The sequence below is a fragment of the Streptoverticillium olivoreticuli subsp. olivoreticuli genome (genome assembly GCF_003391135.1).
Lineage (GTDB): Bacteria > Actinomycetota > Actinomycetes > Streptomycetales > Streptomycetaceae > Streptomyces > Streptomyces blastmyceticus.
On sequence record NZ_CP031455.1, the window covers coordinates 4,847,205 to 4,864,626 of the forward strand.

Sequence of the window (17,422 nt, forward strand, 5' to 3'; positions counted from 1 at the left end):
GAACGCCGTCGCACGAAGGCCGCTCGAAAGATCGCTCAGGAGGCCGCTCAGGGGACTGCGCTTCGCAGAGGCCCGGAGGGGCGGGAGGAAACGGAGGCCGGCCTGTCTCTGTCGAACGACAGCGCCGGCACACCGGAGACAGAGAGCAGTTCCGAAGAGAAAGAGGGAACGGTGGCCTCAAGGGAGACCGAGTTCGGTCGGTGGTTGGCCGAGCGGTTGCAAGGAAACGGGGTGGATGCAGTCGAGCTGGCACACAGCCTGGGAGCGACGCGAGCGCTCGTCGATGCCTGGCTCGACGGCCGTTCGGTGCCTCACCCGGACCTTTTGGTCAGGGTGCAGGAGGTACTTGGAGTCGAGGAAGAAACCGGGCAGGTCTCCGCGGTTGGTCCGGCACGACAGGTCGAACCCGTGGAGACGTCAGTCGTGTGGTACCACCGCCCCGGACACGACGATGGTGGTCGGGAGTTCGGCAACGCGGCGGCCTTCGCCTTCGAGGCCGACTTGGAGGTCCTGGCCCGTGAGGCGACCCAGAACAGTCTGGACGAGCGCAACAAAAGCAACGCCCGCCCGGTCAGGGTTCGCTACACCCTGCACGAACTGACCGGCGACGCGCTGGCCCGGTTCCGTACGGCGATCCGTTGGCATGACCTCCACCCGCACTACCAGGCGGCCGCCGCGCAGGACCAGAAGGTCGGACGCGTCATCAGTGCCGGTCTGCGAGAGATGCTCGAGCGGGATCGGCTGGTCCTTCTTCGCGTCGACGACTACAACGCCAACGGGCTGACCGGCGACGACTACGAGGACGGTCGATTCGCTGCAGTGGTGCGGCGCCAACTCGAAAGTCGCAAGTCGGATGTGGCGGCCGGCGGTTCATACGGCCTCGGAAAGGCCACGCTTTGGGCGACCAGCCGTCTGGGGCTCGTCCTCATGAACTCCACCCTCTCCGAACCCCACGAGGGGCGCACCCGGCGACGGCTGATCGGACGGCTCGATCTTCCCTGGCGGGAGGTCGACGGCAGGAGATTCGCCGGCCCCGCTTGGCTGGGCCGACCGGATACCGAGGCGGACAATGCAGAGGTCGCACGCTCCTGGTGGGCTGACGAGGAGACGGTCGAGAGCCTGTATCTCACCCGCGAGGGCGATGATCCCGGCACTTCCTTCCTGATCGTCGGAGCACACGACGTTGCCAGCCTCGCCGAGGCCGGGCAGGGGGAAGAAGGGGACCTGGGCGACGATGAGGACAGTCTGGAGCTCATGCACCAGAGGTTGGTCCGTGCCCTCGGTCGCAACTTCTGGGCCGCGATGACCGCGGGCGGCGGCCGCGAGCCCCTGCTGGAGGCATCGGTGCGGACGTTGCGCAATGGCGTGGAGCACCTTGAGGAGGAGCGGGTCGAGCCACAAGTGCACCAGCCTGCGCGCTCACGTGCCCTTCAGGCCTTCTTGAGCGGCACCACGGTGGACCGGATCACCGAGGCAGGCCAAGTAGCGATCAGCACCGTGCCGTTGAAGATTCCCGAGAGGGACGGTCTTGACGGAACAGCCGGCGAACACCAGGCGGTTCTCCTCGTCACCGAGGCCACGGACGCCGATGGCAGGATCAACCAGGTGACCGCGATGCGCGGCAATCGCATGACGGTCAAGACCAGCTGGGTGCCCGGCCTCCCTGTGGGGACCAACCCGTTCCAAGCGGTCCTGCTCGTGGGCCGGGCAGCGGGCGACGGCGCGCCGTTCGCGGCTGAGGCCGAGGAGTTTCTACGATCCTCCGAGCCTCCGGAGCACAACAAGTGGGGCCAGACCGAGGAGTTGAGAATGCGCTATTCGCCGTCGGCCCATCGGCGGATTGCGGCGTTGACGTCGGAGACGAACAAAGCCGTGCACAAGCTTGTGGCGATCCCCAAGGAGAAGAAGCCCAGCGGCGCGAGCAAGGTGAGCAACCGTCTCAAGATCTCGGGCAAGTCTGCCGCGAAGGTCAGAGGAACGGTGGGGCCTCCGAAACTGGACGATCTCGAAGCCATGATCGACTCAACCGGTGCATGGCAGATCACGGCCGAGGTCAAGGTGCCGCCTGCAGGAGAGCCCTGGCGCATGAGCCCCGTCGCCAAGCTGGAGGTTCGTTCCGGCCCTCGGCCAGTGGTCAAGTGGGCCGAGCTCGTCGCTGTCAGCAACTGTGAACTGACTGACGGCGTGCTGCGTTTCACGCCGGGGACCCGCCGTGCCGTATTTCGAGGCGTCACCGATGTGTCCACGCATCCGGTGCGGGCCGCATTGACGGGTCTTGTTGTCGAACTCCAGGAAAGCAAGGGAGGTGTCGCATGAGGGCCTACCCGTACCCCCGACTGACCGGCTCGGTGACGGCGCGAGTCACGGCTGTGCGGCTGCGCGGGCCCGGTGGCACCCGTGAGCAGTTGGACACCAAGGGATACTCGGTTGTCGAGCAGGTCGTGGCACTCGGTAGGGCCGAGCGCGACGACTGGCAGACTGCACGGCTCGCCCTGACGGCGACCGTGCCGGCTCGTGAGATCGAGACGAAGGGCCACTGGTCCGACGTCGCAGTTGTCGCCGTTCTGACGGAGGGGGCCACCAACGCACGCACTGTCGCCCGGTTGGAACCTGACGTGGAGGGCGGCAGGGATTGGATCGGGGAGATCGAATTCGACCGGGACGACCACCTGGACCGCGCCACCCTCGCCGTGCATGTGGTGGCCACAGTCGGGGGGATAGCGGGTCGCATCATCGCCTCCACCGACCAGGAATGGTTGATCGACATGACGGCCGAGGCCCCGCTCAGAGAGCGCCAACTCGACGTCAGCACGGTCAGTTTCGCCCGCGGTGCGGAGTGGCTCCGGAGTTTTCGGGACGCACCCTGGATCGTGGACACCGCGGGGCGGATGCCCATCGTCCGCCTGAACTCGGATTTCGAGGGCCTCGTAGAGCTTGTGGAAGGCCATGGCTCGAAGGTGGAGAGCGTGGTGGGCGAGATGCTGCTGGCCCAGATGTGTGCCGATGTATGGACCGCGGTCTTCCACACCGCTATCGGCGACCTGGAGATCGAGGATGACGGGACTCCGCTCTTCCCGCCCGACTGGCGAGGTGCGGTGCTCCGCGAGATGCTCCCGGACATCGTTCCCGGGCGGTCGGTGGAGGACGCTCTCCGCGAGGTGCACATCCGACGCACCGGCGAAGGGGGTTGGACAGATCTTCAACCGCGCATCCAGTACGCCGCCGCCCGTCGTGCCGAGGTCCCCAAAGCGTTGGCCGGCACTGTCCGCGACATCGAACGACTCAACCAGGAGACCCACGCGTGACTTCCCGCCCCGAGCACCTGCCGGAACGGCTTGCTCTGATCTCCGATGTGCAGGCTGCCGAGTACATCTCCACAGGACTGCTCGAGGGACGCGAGGACGTCCCTTCCATCGCGCTGAACAAGGTTGCCGAGGCGCTGCCCGGCGACGATGCTCGACTGCGACTGCACCGAGTGCGAGATCTGATCGACGACGCCATGACCAAATTCCGGGACGAGCGCCCCACGGCAGCGGATGCATGGTTGGCGCCGCGTCTGCACGAGACCCTTCGGTTGACGCGCAGGGAAGCGGCCGAGAAGCAGCTCTGGACGTATATGGCCCTCGGCGTGGCACCGGACTACGTCGTCTGGCGGCACCTGTCCGAGCCGAAAGCGGACGGTTCGCGCAGACGCGTGGCCCGGGACAAGTTCGTCGGCGCGCACTACAAGCAAACGTTCGCCCGACTCTGGTGGGCGGCCGAGCTGTTCCGTGACGGCTCGGATTACCAACCCGTCGTCGTGGCCTGCGGGAACCAGGACATGCTCAACTCCGCCCTGCGGCTGGACATAGTCGACCATCGTCCAACCGCTCAAGCCCTCGTCGGACTCATGGAAAGAGGGACTGTGCGCACCGGTCGCGAGGTCAATGCGCTGGCCTCCGCGGTCAACGCGGCTGCGGCAACGCTGATGTACGACGACATCGCCCCGGACGTGGAGCGTGACGGGGAGCCTCTGCGTGAATGGGTCGCGGGGGCCGAATCAGCCCTCCCGTCCCCCAGGAACAACCTTCCCGAGGGCCCGGAGCAGGAGCGTGTCCCGGAGGGGGCAGTTCGAAGACTGATCGCCCACTTCGAGGAGCTGTTCGCGGACGCGTCGGTCAGGGGGCGGACTTCCGACGAGAACGAGTGACTTTATGTGAGTCCTTAGGGCACTGGCTCTGATCCCCGCAGCCGATGACGCGCAGTTCGTCTGTGGTGATCTCGGGGACAGTCGGCCAAGTGGTCGCGGCCGTCAACTCATCGTCCGAGGGGGTGTTCCCGCGCAGTGCCGTGCTGAGTACGTGCATGCCGAGCCGGGGTGGTACCGCGTTGCCCACTTGCTGCGCCTGGTCGTTTCCCGACCAGGGGAAGTTGTGCGGAAAGGTCTGGAGCACCCCGGACTCACAGATCTTGAATCGGTCGTACTTCTCAACTTCGTAGTCCGCGATGCTCTTGTACACCTTGTTCCGGGAAACCTTTCCGGTGACAGTGAAGGCGGGCTCGGAAGACAGGCGCTGCCCTCGGTTCTTCGGGTTGCCCCCGGAGCCGTAGTTCGAGACGACGAAGAACTTCGTCCTGCCCTCCGCCCGGAACCGGGCCACGTCCACGCGAGAGTCCTTCAGCTCGCTGGCCGCGTCCAGGGCCTCCGCCATGGAGAGCCAACGCTGCTTGGCCCCGGGAGTCGCGGAATCAGTCGGGAGCATCTCCGCCTGAGCAGCGTTCCGTTTCCCCCGATGCAGGTCGAAGGGCATATGAGTCGCTTCAAGCGGTTCGATGGCCCCATGTCCCGGGCGCCGGGCGACGAGTACGGCGCGTGTGCGCGTCTGCGGAACCCCGAACTGCTCAGTCTTCAACTCCCAGCATTCCGCTTCATACTTGACGCCTTTCAGCCGTCCTTCGCCGCTGCGCAGAAGCTTGGCGTAGACCTCCCAGAGAGGCAGGACCGCAGGCACCTGTTCCAGAACGATCACCTGGTACGGGTCACGGTCCTCTGTCTCGATCGCCTTGAGAAGCCAGCGGAGGGGCTCCAGGACCAAAGCGGCGCGTGGGTCCAGGGCGTGCAGATCCTTGTCGATCTCGGCTTCGTCTTCCTCGCCCACGAGGCGGTGGATGAACTCCTCCACCAAGTCCAATGCTCGCCGCCCCGCGCCGTTCCCCGCGACAGAGAAGGATTGGCAGGGCGGCCCCCCGGCAAGGACATCGACCGATTTCGGGATCTCGTCGAAGCGGGTCTCGCGCATGACGCGCACATCGGCGTGAATCGTCGGCAGTCCCGCCGCGTAGCGCGTCTCGCACGCGTTCCGATCCAACTCGATCCCGATGCTCTTGAAGCCCAGGAAATGCGCGGCCACATCGAGTCCGCCAGGACCTGCGAAGAGGTCCAAGATGCGGACACCGTCGAGATGGCGATCTTGTGTTTCTGGGCTGTTCATGGGGTTGAAGTGTAGCCGGCGACGGAGGGTGCGGACTTGGGCGCCTCGAGTGCGGCTCGGATCGCCAGCCCGAGCGCTCTGCCCACCGGCGGCGGTGAGGCGTGCCCGATCTGGCGATAGCGAGCCGTCTTCTTCCCGGCGAATCTCCAATCGGAAGGGAAGCCCTGCAGGAGCGCGGCCTGGTCCGTCGTGATCTTGACCATCCCGTGGCGTCCCGTCTCAGGGGCCCAGGCGAAGTCCGGACCGGGAACGTTGTCGGCCACAGTGCCTCCATCGACCCCCATCCGGGCCCAAGCCTTCTTGGTCCCTGTCGGTCCGAGATCCGCGCCTCCCCGCCTGTCCGACCCGCCCACCAAGGTCGGTGCCACGCTGAGCGCCTGGGCTGCCCACCGGTCGGCGTCCCGCCAACCGCCCACGGCCATGGACCGGCGCAGAGCCCGACCGACGGACCGATGCTCGCGCACCGCCGGCTCCGGTGGACGGAAGGCGTCGAAGTACTGCTTCCTGAGCGCGACGAGTATCCCTTGCTTCCGATCCTGTGGCACGCCGAAGTCGGCTGCGTTCAAGACGAACCATCGAAACCGGTAGCCGAGGTGATCCAGCTCCTTCCGGATGAGGTCACGTATCGGCTCGAAGTCGGGCGCACCCACCAGCTCCGGTACGTTCTCGATGATCAGAGCTCGGGGCTGGACTGCATGCGCCAGGTAGACGGTCGCCTCCAGCAGGCGCAGCTCGGCCTCGGTCTCGGTCCGCGCGACGGTCGCACTGGACTTCACACGAGGTAGCCCGGCCGACAGCAGATCGACGTCGTAGATCTCTCGGTGCCGCGAAGGGGCGAATTCCAGCAGATCCGTTTCCAGAACCTGCCACGCCGGACGGTTCGTGCGCAGTGTGTCACAAGCCACAGGCTTCTTGTCCAGGAGCAGTACGGGGTCGAAGCCGGCGTGTTCCAGTCCCAAGGCCAGTCCCCCCGCCCCCGCACACACGTCGACAAATCGTAGTTCGCTCATCTGCCCCCGCCCTTCGTAAGTCGTTTCCTCCTGCTCGCCTTCTCCCGCTCGACAGCCGCGACCACCTGACGCATGACGGCGTCCGGTGACTCGTGTTCCCAGAAGCGCAGGACCGTCCAGCCCTCGGACAGCAGTTGTGCGTTCGTCTCCTGGTCCCGCTCGATGTTGCGATCGAGCTTCTGTCGCCACCATTCTGCGTTCGCCTTGGGGCTGGTGGCGTGCTCCGGGCAGCCGTGCCAGAAGCAGCCGTCGATGAGAACGGCCAACCTGGCGCGCGTGAACGCGATGTCGATCTTCCGTCGGCGCATGCCCGGCACCGGATAGTGGATCCGGTAGCGGTATCCGGAGGCGTGGAGAAGCTGCCGCACCGCTCGTTCGGCGCCGGTGTCCCGGTTGGTCTGCCGGCTCATCCGGGCCGAGACGTCAGGGCTGGAGGGGGATGCAGCACGCATGATCCCAGTCTCCTATTTCCCGACGCCGTTTGGGTCCATGGCCATGGAGTCACGCAGAGTGGATGCGCGGATGCAGAAACAGGAGCAAGTCCTCGTCTCACCACCTGCGAAGGTGGGCGCGTCCAGGGCGAACGTCCTGATCGCACGGCCAGGATCATCTACCCCGTCGGCAGGCAGGTAGGCACCTACCCGGGGGACAGCGGCTGGCGACGCACAGCGAAGGTAGCGCCCACCCGTAGAGGGCGCAAGCATGGACCGGCCCATCCATGAGACGGCATATGCCAAAAAGCCCCTCACCTGGGGAAGTGAGGGGCGACACGTCGAGACATTCATCAGGTCAGGTGATGAGCCCACCCGACTTGACGCTCGCGATCAGCGCCCGAAGTCTGACGTGGGTGATCCTCATGACGACATCGGGATCGTCGCTCTCACGCACGACGATGCCGCCCTCGTGCCGGGCAATCTCCACACAGCTTCCCTGCGATTCAGAGAACGAGGACTTCTGCCAGGCTATGAATGTGCTCATCGGGGGTCGCTCACAATTCCTTCGCGATTCGGTTGATGACATCTCGTGATTCGCCGACCTCTAGCGTTACTCGCTCGAGCGCGTCATACGTGGCCCGGTAATCGGCAAGTTGAGCATCCGTGTCCAGGAACACGGAGCCGTAGACGGAGTCCAGTTGAACGGTGTCGAGCTGCGGGACAACCCCGCCCGCGTAGAGCATGGTCTGGGCAGAGCCGATGAACTCCTCGCTGGCGAAGGCGATCACTCGCACCACAACCGTGGGCCACTCCGAGACTTCGAGCAAGTACCGCAGTTGATCACGGGCCACCTTCCGGCCTCCGTAGAGAACGTGGAGCGCGGCTTCGTGGATGATCGCCTCGAAGTGCGGCGGAGCTGGGCGTTCGAAGATCACCTTGCGCCTGAGGCGATGCTCGATCCTGGCGTCGAGCTCACCGGCGGGTAGGACGGGGATGCTGCTGCCGAAGATGGTCCGCGCGTACTCCTCGGTCTGGAAGATCCCAGGGACGGTCAGGGTCTGGAAGGCTCGGAGGTACCTCGCGTAGTGCTCAAGTTCCGCGATATTCAGAAACCCGGCCGGCAGGACGCCCCGATAGCTTTCCCACCACCCCTTGCCGCGCTCATCAGCCATGGCACAGAGGGCATCCACCAATTTCGTGTCGGTCGCGGAGTAGAAGGTGGCGAGGCGGCGGACTCGCTCGGCACTGACGCCCCAGCGTCCGGATTCGATGTGGCTGATCTGTGCTTGGTTTCCGCCGAGCAACTCTCCGGCAGCGCGTGCGGGCAGGCCGGAGGCTTCGCGTAGCTTGCGCAGTTCCGTACCGAGCCGCGCCTGTCTCGCCGTTGGACTGCTCCGGGGTGGCATCAACTTCCCTCTCGTGACTGGCACATCAATTCTCCCGCGCCAAGTCTCACGGGTCCACAGCCGAGCGCGCAGGCTTTGGCCCACGCTTGGCGAGGCACATGCATGTGCCCTAACGTCCTCATCAACACCGCGCCGCACCGCCGGGAAGACCCGAAGTGCAGCTGTTTTCATGCCAGTTGACGGTTGATGGTTGGCGGACAAGCAGCCGGGCCACGGACGGCAGGCGCAAGCGCGCGGAGGTCCACGACCCCACCGGGAGACCACGTCATGCGTACCGCCATGCTCAGCAGCCCGCACGCCACCAGCGCCGACGAGGACGACAGCGAGCTCACCGACACGTACCACCTCACCGCACCCGCCGCCCCCACCACCGCTCGCGTCGCCCGGGAGTTCGTCGCCGCCGCGCTTGAGGCAAGCGATCGGCCGGGTCTGGTCGAGAACGCGCTCGTCTGTGTGTCTGACCTCGTCACCAACGTCGTGCAGCACGCCCGGGTGCGCACCCTCTCCGTGGAGGTCGCCGTGCGCGGGGGGCATGTCGTCGTTTCCGTGCTCGACGGGGATCACGCGCGGCGGCCGCGGCGGCGGGCCGCTCGGGCCGGGCAGGAGGACGGGCGGGGGCTCGCGCTCGTTCGGAATCTTTCCGTCGCGTCCGGGGTGACGCTCGTGTGGGACGAGCTGAACGTCGTCGGGAAGTGCGTGTGGTTCGAGCCGCTCGCGGACACGGGCCCGAAGCCGTGAGTACGTACAGCCCGGCGGAAGCCCCCGTACGGCCCGGCGTAGCCTCGGAAGGCAAGGGTCTGTTGATGCGGAAGGTTGTGCTGATGGCTGGGATTCCGACATCCGTCGTGGCTGCTGGTGGGCTCGTCGGCGGGTACGGCGTGGCGCGGTGGACGAAGAAGCGGCCGCTCGGCGGGGTGGCGCTCGTCGCCGCCGGGACCGTCGCGGCGCGGCAGTGGGCGGAGAAGGCGGGGGCCGGGAAGGCCGCCGCGTTGACGGGGCTGTACGTCGCCGCGTTCGCCGGGTCGCACCCGCTGGCGAAGAAGGTCGGCGCGTGGCCGTCCGTGTTCGCCGTGGCGGGTGGGGTCGCGCTGGCCTCCTGGGTCGTGGAGAGCCGGGCCTGAGACCCGGGGGTGGGCGATCGAAGCCCACCCCCGTCCTCTTCTACGCCGACGCCTCCGTCAGCTTCGCCAGCTCCGCGTCCGTGAGCTTCAGGTCCGCCACCGCCAGCAGCGCCGGGAGCTGCTCGACCGTGCGGGCGCTCGCCAGCGGGGCGGCGACCGTGGGGCGGGAGGCGAGCCAGGCCAGGGCGACCGTGGCGAGCTCGGCGTCGTGGGCCGCGGCGACCTCGTCGAGGGCGGCGAGGACCCGGGGGCCGCGCTCGGACTCCAGGTACTTGCCGGCGGACCCGGCGCGGGCGCTGTCCACCGTGGTTCCCGGACGGTACTTGCCGGTGAGGAAGCCGGAGGCCAGGGCCCAGTACGGGACGGCGGCCAGGCCGTGCCGCGCCGCCACGTCGGCGAGCGGGCCCTCGTACGTGTCGCGGGAGACCAGGTTGTAGTGCGGCTGGATCGCGGCGTACTTCGCGAGGCCCGAGGAATCGGAGAAGGCCAGGGCCTCCGTGAGCCGCTCGGCCGAGATGTTGGAGGCCGCGATCTCGCGGACCTTGCCCTCCTTCACCAGCGCGTCGAGCGCGGTGATGAATTCCTCCACCGGCACGGACGGGTCGTCGTAGTGCGTGTAGTAGAGGTCGATGTAATCGGTGCGCAGGCGGCGCAGGGAATCCTCGACGCCGGACTTGATGACGGCCGCGGACAGGCCGCGCGGTTCGGGGACGCCCCCGCCGACCTTGGTGGCCAGGACGATGTCGGCGCGGTTGCCGCGGGAGGCGAACCAATTGCCGATCACCGTCTCCGATTCGCCGCCCTTGTTGCCGGGCGCCCAGACGGAGTAGACGTCGGCGGTGTCGACGAAATTGCCGCCGGCCGCCGCGTAGGCGTCGAGCACGGCGAAGGATTCCGCCTCGTCGGCCGTCCATCCGAACACATTGCCGCCCAGGGCGAGCGGATGGACGGAAAGGTTGCCGATCTTCTTGCGGATGTCAGTCATGCGTCTCTCCAACGTCCTTATAGGGCACGGTATTCCGCTATTTCGCCGTCACCGGGAGCGGATCCGGTCGCCGGGTGGACAGCGGGGCCGCGATCGATTCGAGGGAGCGGCCCTCCGCGGGTACGGCGAGGAAGGCCGCGACCAGTCCGGCGGCGCACATCAGTGACGCGCCGATCCGAAAGGCGAGGGCCGTGTCGCCGACGACGCCGCTGCTCGTCAGGTCGGAGAAGACCAGCGGGCCGGTGATGCCGCCGGCCGCCGTGCCCAGCGCGTAGAAGAAGGCGATTGCCATGGCGCGCGTTTCCATTGGAAACACCTCGGACACGGTGAGGTACGCGCTGCTCGCGCCCGCCGAGGCGAAGAAGAGGACGACGGCCCAGCAGGCGGTGAGGGTGTCGGCGGTCAGCCGCCCGGCGCCGAAGAGCCAGGCCGTGCCGAAGAGGAGCAGGCCGGACAGCAGATAGGTCGAGGAGATCATGACGCGCCGGCCGACGGTGTCGAAGAACCGGCCGAGCAGGAGCGGGCCGAAGAAGTTGCCCGCCGCGATGACCGCGAAGAAATAGCCGGTACGGGAGGTGGAGACGCCGAAGAAGGTGGTGAGAATGGCGCCGAAGCCGAAGGTGATCGCGTTGTAGAGAAACGCCTGGCCGACGAAGAGGGCGAGGCCGAGCACGGCGCGCCGGCGGTACTCGCCGAACACCGTGCGGGCGATTTCCCGGAACGTGATGGCGGACCGCTGGTGAATGACCATCTCGCCCTCGGCGGGCGGCAGCTCGCGCCCCTTCTCCGCCGTGATGCGTTCCTCGATCGAGGTCACCAGCTCTTCGGCCTCGGCTCCCCTGCCGTGGATGAAAAGCCAGCGCGGACTCTCCGGCACGTGCCGCCGTACGAGCAGGATGACCAGGCCCAGGACCACCCCCAGGCCGAAGGTCAGCCGCCACCCCACGTCGATCGGGAAGATGCTCGTGTCGAGCATCAGGATCGACAGCAGGGAACCGCCGACCGCGCCGATCCAGAAACTGCCGTTGATGATGAGGTCGACCCGGCCCCGGTAGGCCGCGGGGATCAGCTCGTCGATGGCGGAATTGATCGCCGCGTACTCCCCTCCGATGCCGAATCCCGTCAGGAAGCGGAAGGCGAAGAACCACCAGGAGGAGAACGACAGCGCGGTCAGTGCCGTCGCGGCCAGATAGACGGCGAGGGTGACGATGAACAGCTTCTTGCGGCCGAAGAGGTCGGTGAGGCGGCCGAAGAAAAGCGCGCCGGAACACGCCCCCGCCACATAGAGGGCCGCGGCCAGGCCGGTGATCTCGCCCGAGGTGACCGACAGGCCGCTGCCCCGCTCGGAGAGGCGGCCGGCGATATTGCCGACGACGGTGACCTCCAGGCCGTCCAGGATCCAGACGGTGCCGAGACCGATCACCACCATCCAGTGCCAGCGGGACCAGGGGAGGCGGTCCAGGCGGGCCGGTACGGAGGTGGTGATCGCGGAGGTCACGGCCTCCCGAGTGCCCTTGTTTGTGGCGGGTATGCGTATGTTTGTGGCGGGTATGCATACGGTGCTTCGTTTGGTCGCCGTCCCGGGGCTCCGCCCCGGACCCCGGTCCTCAAACGCCGGACGGGCTGGATTTTGAGCGCCCGGGACGTGGGCCCCAGCCATTCATTTGCGCACCCAGCCCGTCCATTCGTTACGGCTGCAGGCCCCGTTCCCTCAGCCACGGGAGGGGGTCGATCGGGGCTCCGCCGTCCGGGCGGATCTCCAGGTGGAGGTGGGGGCCCGTGACGTTGCCGGTCGCGCCGACCCGGCCGATCACGTCGCCCGCGGACACCTTGCCCGAGGTGACCACCATCGACGACAGGTGGCAGAACCACACCTCCGTGCCGTCGTCCAGCTTCAGCACGATGCGGTAGCCGTACGCGCCCGCCCACCCGGCATGGGTGATCGTGCCGTTGCCGATCGCCTTGACCGGCGTACCGGTCGGGGCCGCGAAGTCCTCGCCGGTGTGGTTCGCGGACCACATGTTGCCCGCCTGGCCGAAGCCGGCGGTCAGGGTGTAGGAGCCGACGGGCAGGGTGTACGCGCCCGGGCTGTGCGCGACGGGTGTGCGGGGACCGGTGTCGGCGGGGTTCGCGGAGGTGTCCTCCTCGGCCGCGGGGCGGGCCTCGGCCTTCGCCTTCGCCGCCTTCGCCTTCGCCTTCTCGGCCTCGGCCGCCTTCGCCTTTTCCGCCTCGGCCGCCTCCGACGCCTTCTTCGCCGCCGCCTGCGCCGCCTCGTGCTGCGCGGACTCGCGCGCCTCGTCGTCGGCGGCGTTCTGCTGGTGCTCGGCCTGCTGCAGTATGCGGGCGCGCAGGGCCTCGCCCGCGTTCGCGGTGCCCTGGGCGGCTTCCTCGGTGCTCAGGCCCGCCTGGGTCAGCGGCTGATCGGCACCGGGGGCGGCGGCCACGGCGTTCTCCTCGTGCCCTTGGCCACCTCCGAGGAGGGAACCCACTCCCGCCAGGTCGGGCACCGATATCGGCGCCGCCGGGCGGTCCTGGGCGCTCGCCATGCCGCCCGCGCCGACCGCCGCGATGACGCCGACGCCGAGAACGGCGCCACTGCGGGCCATCGTGCCGCCGCGCTGCTTGGCGACGCGGTGGCGGCCACCGCTACCGCCACGGGCCGGGGCGGCGGCGTGGGGCTCGGGCTCCTCGGCGGCGGGCTCGGGCACTGCCGAATAAGACCTGGCCGGGTAAGCCACGGCCGGGTAAGGCTCGGCCGCGAAGCCCGGGGCGGGGGCAATCGAAGGCTCATTCACCCGCATGGCCGCCGGCCCCGCGTCGGCCTCGGCCGCGGACATCGGCATATGCGCGGTCATATACGCGGGCACGATCGGAAGTTCGGGCGCGTAGGACTCGTACGACCCATGCAGGGTGGGGTCGAGGGCAGGCTCGTTGGACGCCACGGGGGCGAACTCCTTTCCTTCCTTCTCGCCTACCGGGTTAGCGGTGGGGGTACCCCCATGCCGTTCAGGCTCTGGGGGAGGGTTCGGAGCAGGAAGGTCTCCTACGAGCCGGGTGCGGCCCGATTCACCCCAGGATGGGTGGTTCCCCGGTTCCCAGATGCTGCTGGTGTATCAGGTCTTGCTGTGCCCGCGGGATTCGGCGAAGGCGCACGGCGCCGCCTCTTGCGGCGGTGATGAGGACCGCACGTCGTTATCGAACGTTAATAGACAGACCACGCAGTTTCCAAGCCGAAAGGCTGAATCGACCGGCTCCTTGGTCAGGACTTGGCAAGACACCCGACCTCTTAATGTGGTCTTTATTCCGACGGAATGCGGAACGATCAAGATCCACTACTGCGTGTGCGGACGGCATTTCAGTGCCGCGCGTCTCTCGACGCGCCGGTCAACGGCCGTACGGACAGCCGTCCGTGCCGCCGTGACCGTGTCGGACACCCCGCCGTTGTGGGGTCGGCCGTCACCGCGCCGGATCGCGAGCAGGGCCATGTCGTCCGCGGTCCGGCCGCCCGAGTGCCGGGTGACATCGGCGACCAGCGTGTCCAGCAGCGCGTCGGGGCTCTTGAACTGCCGGCCCGTCAGGCGCGCCCTCGGGTCGTAGAACACACCGCGCGCGTCCCTGGCCTCTGTCACCCCGTCAGTGAAAAGGAGCAGGGTCGACCCGGCGGGAAACTCCACCTCCTCGACACTGTCCGGCCACGCCCCCAGGTCGCCCATCCCCAGCGGCAGCGCGGGTACGGCGGGCTCCGCCTCGCTCGTGCGGCCGTCGGGGTGGAGCAGGAGGGGCGCGGGGTGGCCGCGGTTCACCAGGCGCAGTACGGGCGCGGCGGCCGACATCTCCGCGAGCACGGCGGTGGTGAAGCCCTCGAACTGATCCAGGTTCGCGCGCCGCGCGCCCTCCCTGCGCAACGCGCGCTCCAGCCGTGCGGCGAGCGCGTCCAGCGTGCGCTCCTGCTCGGCCGCCTCCCGGAACGCGCCGATGACCACCGCGACCGCCTCCACCGCCTCCAGGCCCTTGCCGCGCACGTCGCCGACGATGACGCGCACGCCGTACGGGGTGTCCTGGACCGCGTAGAGGTCGCCGCCGATCCGGGCGTCCGCCTCCGCCGCCACATAGCGCGCCGCGACCCGCAGGCCGCCGATGCGGGCGGCCGGGCTCGGGAGGACGGCCCGCTGGGCGGTCTCCGCGATGTCCCGGGCGGAGGCGAGCCGGCGGTCGCTGCGGCGGGCGATGCGGTTGATGCCGAGGGCGAGGAGGGAGACCACGACGACGGTGACGATCTCGCTCATGGCCTGCCCGGCGTCGTCGGCCCGCTCGTAGAGCGTGAGGCTCATCGAGGCGGCGACGGCGGCCAGGGCGATGGCGGCGGTCCGGCGCAGGGAGTGGAGGGGCGCCGCGACGAGGGGGGCGGCGTTGACGAAGGGCGCGCAGGTGTAGGCGGGGGGCGTGCCGATGTCGAAGAGGACTCCGCCGGCGATGAGGGCGTAGGGGAGGGTGCGGGCGGCTCGCCACGTCAGGGGTTTCGCCCCGTGTTCCGGCCCGTCTCGCTGACCCACGGCGTTCTCCTGACCGGCCGTTCGCGTTGTGTCCAGGGTCGCGGGTGGGACGCGTGGGGGCGAACGGGGTGGGCCAAGTGAGGGCGGGGGTTTTTCCCCTACCCGCCCCTTCCCGAAACCGGGCTCCGCCCGGACCCGGTCCTCAATCGCCGGACGGGCTGGAAAACCAGCCCGTGGGGGCACCTCCCAGCGGTAGCTGGGGGAGTTTGAGGACAGCGCGCGAAGCGTGCTTCGGGGTCCGGGGCGAAGCCCCGGTTCGGGTCAGGCCTTCGGCGCGCGCCGAGTACCGCCACCGCCGCCCCGGCGAACCGCGTTGCCCGGGCGGGTGCCGCCGGAGCGGCGGGCGCCGCCGCCCTGGCCCTGGCCGGTGCCACTGCCGAAGCCGCGGTAGCCGCCGCCACCGTTGCCCGCGCTGGGCTCCGTACGCGTACGGCCGCGGCCGCCGGCGCCCGAGCCGCGCGAGCGCGACGGCTTCTTCGTGCCCTGCTGCGGCTGCTGGGCGGCGGCCGGGGGCGCTATGACCACCGCGACGCCGCTGGGCTCACGCGCACCGGTGATCCGCTCCAGCTCGGGGTCGCGGGGGTGCGTCTTGATGACGTTGGGGGTGATCTTCGCCGTGACCATCATGCGGGTCATCTCGCGCCGCTGCTCGGGCAGGACGAGGGTGACGACCGTGCCGGACTCGCCCGCGCGCGCCGTGCGGCCGCCGCGGTGCAGGTAGTCCTTGTGGTCCATCGGCGGGTCGATGTTCACGACGAGGTCGAGGCCGTCGATGTGGATGCCGCGGGCGGCGACGTTCGTGGCGACCAGCGCGGTGACCTGGTCCGTACGGAACAGCTCCAGCGTGCGGTTGCGCTGCGGCTGGCTCTTGCCACCGTGCAGCGCGCCCGCGCGCACGCCCTCGGAGAGCAGCTTCTTCACCAGGCGGTCGGCGCCGCGCTTGGTGTCGACGAACATGATCACGCGGCCTTCGCGGGCGGCGATCCGGGTGACGGCTTCCTTCTTGTCCGCGTCGGTCACGAAGAGCAGGTGGTGCTCCATCGTGGAGACCGCGCCGACCGAGGCGTCGACGGAGTGCGTCACCGGGTCGGAGAGGAAGCGGCGCACGAGGCGGTCGACGTTGCGGTCGAGGGTCGCGGAGAACAGCATGCGCTGGCCGTCCGGGTCGACCTGGTCGAGCAGCTTGGTGACCTGCGGCAGGAAGCCCATGTCGGCCATCTGGTCGGCCTCGTCCAGGACCGTGATCCGCACGTCGCCGAGCTTGCAGTCACCGCGCTGGATGAGGTCGGCGAGCCGGCCGGGGGTCGCGACCAGCACCTCGGCGCCACGCGCGAGGCTCTGCGCCTGCCGGCCGATGGACATGCCGCCGACGACCGTGGCGATCCGCAGGTTGACCGCGGTGGCGTACGGGCTGAGCGAGTCGGTGACCTGCTGCGCCAGCTCGCGGGTGGGGACGAGCACGAGCGCGAGCGGGCGGCCCGGCTCGGCGCGCCGGCCCGCCGTGCGGGCGAGCAGCGCGAGCCCGAAGGCCAGCGTCTTGCCCGAGCCCGTACGGCCGCGGCCGAGGACGTCACGGCCGCTGAGCGAGTTGGGGAGGGTCGCGGCCTGGATCGGGAACGGCTCGGTGACGCCTTCGCGGGTCAGCGTGGCGAGCAGGCCGTTCGGCATGTCCAGGTCGGCGAAGGAGGCCACCGGCGGCAGGGCCGGGGTGGTGGCGACCGGCGTCTCGAACTCCCCCTGGAGGGGAGCCGCGGGACGGCGGCGGGGCGCCTGGCCACCGCGGGCGGACTGACCGCCGCCACCGCGCTGGCGCGGCGGACGGGCGGAGGAGCCGCCGTCGGAGGAGGAAGAGAAAGAGCGGGCGGAGCGAGTCATACGGGGACCTTCCCTCAATGGGGTGGCACGCCCGGAAGGGAGACTTCGCTTCGCGGGACCGTCCGGGACGGACGGGTGGCGGAAAAAGCCTGGGCGCGCTGGTGCGGGGGCAGCAATGGGGCCCGCACCCAGTGGTGCGGGCCCCATTACGTGGTGCTTCATGCGGTGCCCGGCGAGGACGTCGGACTCACGGCGCGAGGGCCGGAAGTCCCGTCACCCGGACCGGGCGGGGCATGTGATCGTCAGGCGGCGACGATGTTCTCGGCCTGCAGGCCCTTCTGGCCCTGCGTGACGTCGAAGGAAACCTTCTGGCCCTCGAGCAGCTCACGGAAGCCGGAGGAGGCGATGTTCGAGTAGTGGGCGAAGACGTCCGGGCCGCCGCCGTCCTGCTCGATGAAGCCGAAGCCCTTTTCCGAGTTGAACCACTTCACGGTGCCAGTAGCCATGTCTATCTCCTTGTGAATGGGATGGGCCCCACACCGGAATAGACCGGCAAAAACAAAAATGCGCCTTCGGCTACATAACCGTCAGGCGCACACGAGTTCATGGGTACCACAACTGCAACTT

The 17,422-nt window shown here is 68.7% G+C and carries 16 protein-coding genes; 5 read left to right on the forward strand and 11 right to left on the reverse strand.

Features of this window, described 5'->3' with window-relative positions:
• The first annotated feature begins 171 nt into the window (after positions 1-171).
• The 3 genes from DXZ73_RS39535 to DXZ73_RS21200 are packed head-to-tail and all read left to right on the forward strand — an operon-like array spanning position 172 to position 4,189.
• The gene (locus DXZ73_RS39535; protein ID WP_240351763.1) at positions 172-2,316 is read left to right on the forward strand and encodes a transcriptional regulator; all 2,145 of its coding nucleotides are present in this window, start codon (positions 172-174) and stop codon (positions 2,314-2,316) included.
• A complete protein-coding gene (locus DXZ73_RS21195) occupies positions 2,313-3,305 on the forward strand; it encodes a hypothetical protein (RefSeq protein ID WP_162890271.1) in 993 nt (330 codons plus the stop codon). Before DXZ73_RS39535 ends, DXZ73_RS21195 begins: the two co-directional genes overlap by 4 nt.
• Positions 3,302-4,189: a DUF6339 family protein gene (locus tag DXZ73_RS21200; protein WP_116212674.1), complete on the forward strand. Its 888-nt coding sequence runs from the start codon at positions 3,302-3,304 to the stop codon at positions 4,187-4,189. The genes DXZ73_RS21195 and DXZ73_RS21200 overlap by 4 nt, the downstream gene beginning before the upstream one ends.
• Here the strand turns inward: DXZ73_RS21200 and DXZ73_RS21205 are convergent.
• The 5 genes from DXZ73_RS21205 to DXZ73_RS21225 form a co-directional block, all read right to left on the reverse strand.
• Positions 4,158-5,471, reverse strand: a complete 1,314-nt coding sequence (locus DXZ73_RS21205; RefSeq protein WP_116212675.1) for a DNA cytosine methyltransferase — start codon at positions 5,469-5,471, stop codon at positions 4,158-4,160. The two genes, DXZ73_RS21200 and DXZ73_RS21205, sit on opposite strands and share 32 nt — an antisense overlap.
• Positions 5,468-6,481, reverse strand: coding sequence for a DNA cytosine methyltransferase (locus DXZ73_RS21210; RefSeq protein ID WP_116212676.1), 1,014 nt, complete (start codon positions 6,479-6,481; stop codon positions 5,468-5,470). Before DXZ73_RS21210 ends, DXZ73_RS21205 begins: the two co-directional genes overlap by 4 nt.
• Positions 6,478-6,933 carry a very short patch repair endonuclease gene (locus DXZ73_RS21215; RefSeq protein WP_116212677.1) on the reverse strand — a complete coding sequence of 152 codons (456 nt, stop codon included), beginning with the start codon at positions 6,931-6,933 and terminating at the stop codon, positions 6,478-6,480. Before DXZ73_RS21215 ends, DXZ73_RS21210 begins: the two co-directional genes overlap by 4 nt.
• Before the next feature lie 337 nt (positions 6,934-7,270).
• Complete coding sequence (locus tag DXZ73_RS21220; protein ID WP_116212678.1) at positions 7,271-7,459, reverse strand: DUF397 domain-containing protein; 189 nt, start codon at positions 7,457-7,459, stop codon at positions 7,271-7,273.
• A 10-nt stretch (positions 7,460-7,469) separates the two neighbouring features.
• Entirely contained in the window at positions 7,470-8,321 is an 852-nt protein-coding gene (locus DXZ73_RS21225) for a helix-turn-helix domain-containing protein (RefSeq protein WP_116212679.1), read from the reverse strand.
• 267 nt (positions 8,322-8,588) lie between these two features.
• Here DXZ73_RS21225 and DXZ73_RS21230 point away from each other — a divergent pair, with 267 nt between their 5' ends.
• Complete coding sequence (locus DXZ73_RS21230; protein ID WP_162890272.1) at positions 8,589-9,059, forward strand: ATP-binding protein; 471 nt, start codon at positions 8,589-8,591, stop codon at positions 9,057-9,059.
• 83 nt (positions 9,060-9,142) lie between these two features.
• Positions 9,143-9,442: a hypothetical protein gene (locus DXZ73_RS21235; protein ID WP_116215751.1), complete on the forward strand. Its 300-nt coding sequence runs from the start codon at positions 9,143-9,145 to the stop codon at positions 9,440-9,442.
• A gap of 40 nt (positions 9,443-9,482) precedes the next feature.
• Here DXZ73_RS21235 and DXZ73_RS21240 read toward each other — a convergent pair whose 3' ends face one another.
• The 6 genes from DXZ73_RS21240 to DXZ73_RS21265 form a co-directional block, all read right to left on the reverse strand.
• Positions 9,483-10,427 carry an aldo/keto reductase gene (locus tag DXZ73_RS21240; protein ID WP_116212681.1) on the reverse strand — a complete coding sequence of 315 codons (945 nt, stop codon included), beginning with the start codon at positions 10,425-10,427 and terminating at the stop codon, positions 9,483-9,485.
• A 37-nt stretch (positions 10,428-10,464) separates the two neighbouring features.
• Positions 10,465-11,856, reverse strand: coding sequence for an MFS transporter (locus DXZ73_RS21245; RefSeq protein ID WP_240351764.1), 1,392 nt, complete (start codon positions 11,854-11,856; stop codon positions 10,465-10,467).
• Between the two features lie 259 nt (positions 11,857-12,115).
• Positions 12,116-13,369, reverse strand: a complete 1,254-nt coding sequence (locus DXZ73_RS21250; protein ID WP_338059132.1) for a M23 family metallopeptidase — start codon at positions 13,367-13,369, stop codon at positions 12,116-12,118.
• A 390-nt stretch (positions 13,370-13,759) separates the two neighbouring features.
• A complete protein-coding gene (locus DXZ73_RS21255) occupies positions 13,760-14,980 on the reverse strand; it encodes a PP2C family protein-serine/threonine phosphatase (RefSeq protein WP_116212683.1) in 1,221 nt (406 codons plus the stop codon).
• Between the two features lie 261 nt (positions 14,981-15,241).
• The gene (locus tag DXZ73_RS21260) at positions 15,242-16,855 is read right to left on the reverse strand and encodes a DEAD/DEAH box helicase (RefSeq protein ID WP_116212684.1); all 1,614 of its coding nucleotides are present in this window, start codon (positions 16,853-16,855) and stop codon (positions 15,242-15,244) included.
• 242 nt (positions 16,856-17,097) lie between these two features.
• Positions 17,098-17,301, reverse strand: coding sequence for a cold-shock protein (locus DXZ73_RS21265; protein ID WP_116212685.1), 204 nt, complete (start codon positions 17,299-17,301; stop codon positions 17,098-17,100).
• Positions 17,302-17,422 lie beyond the last annotated feature (121 nt).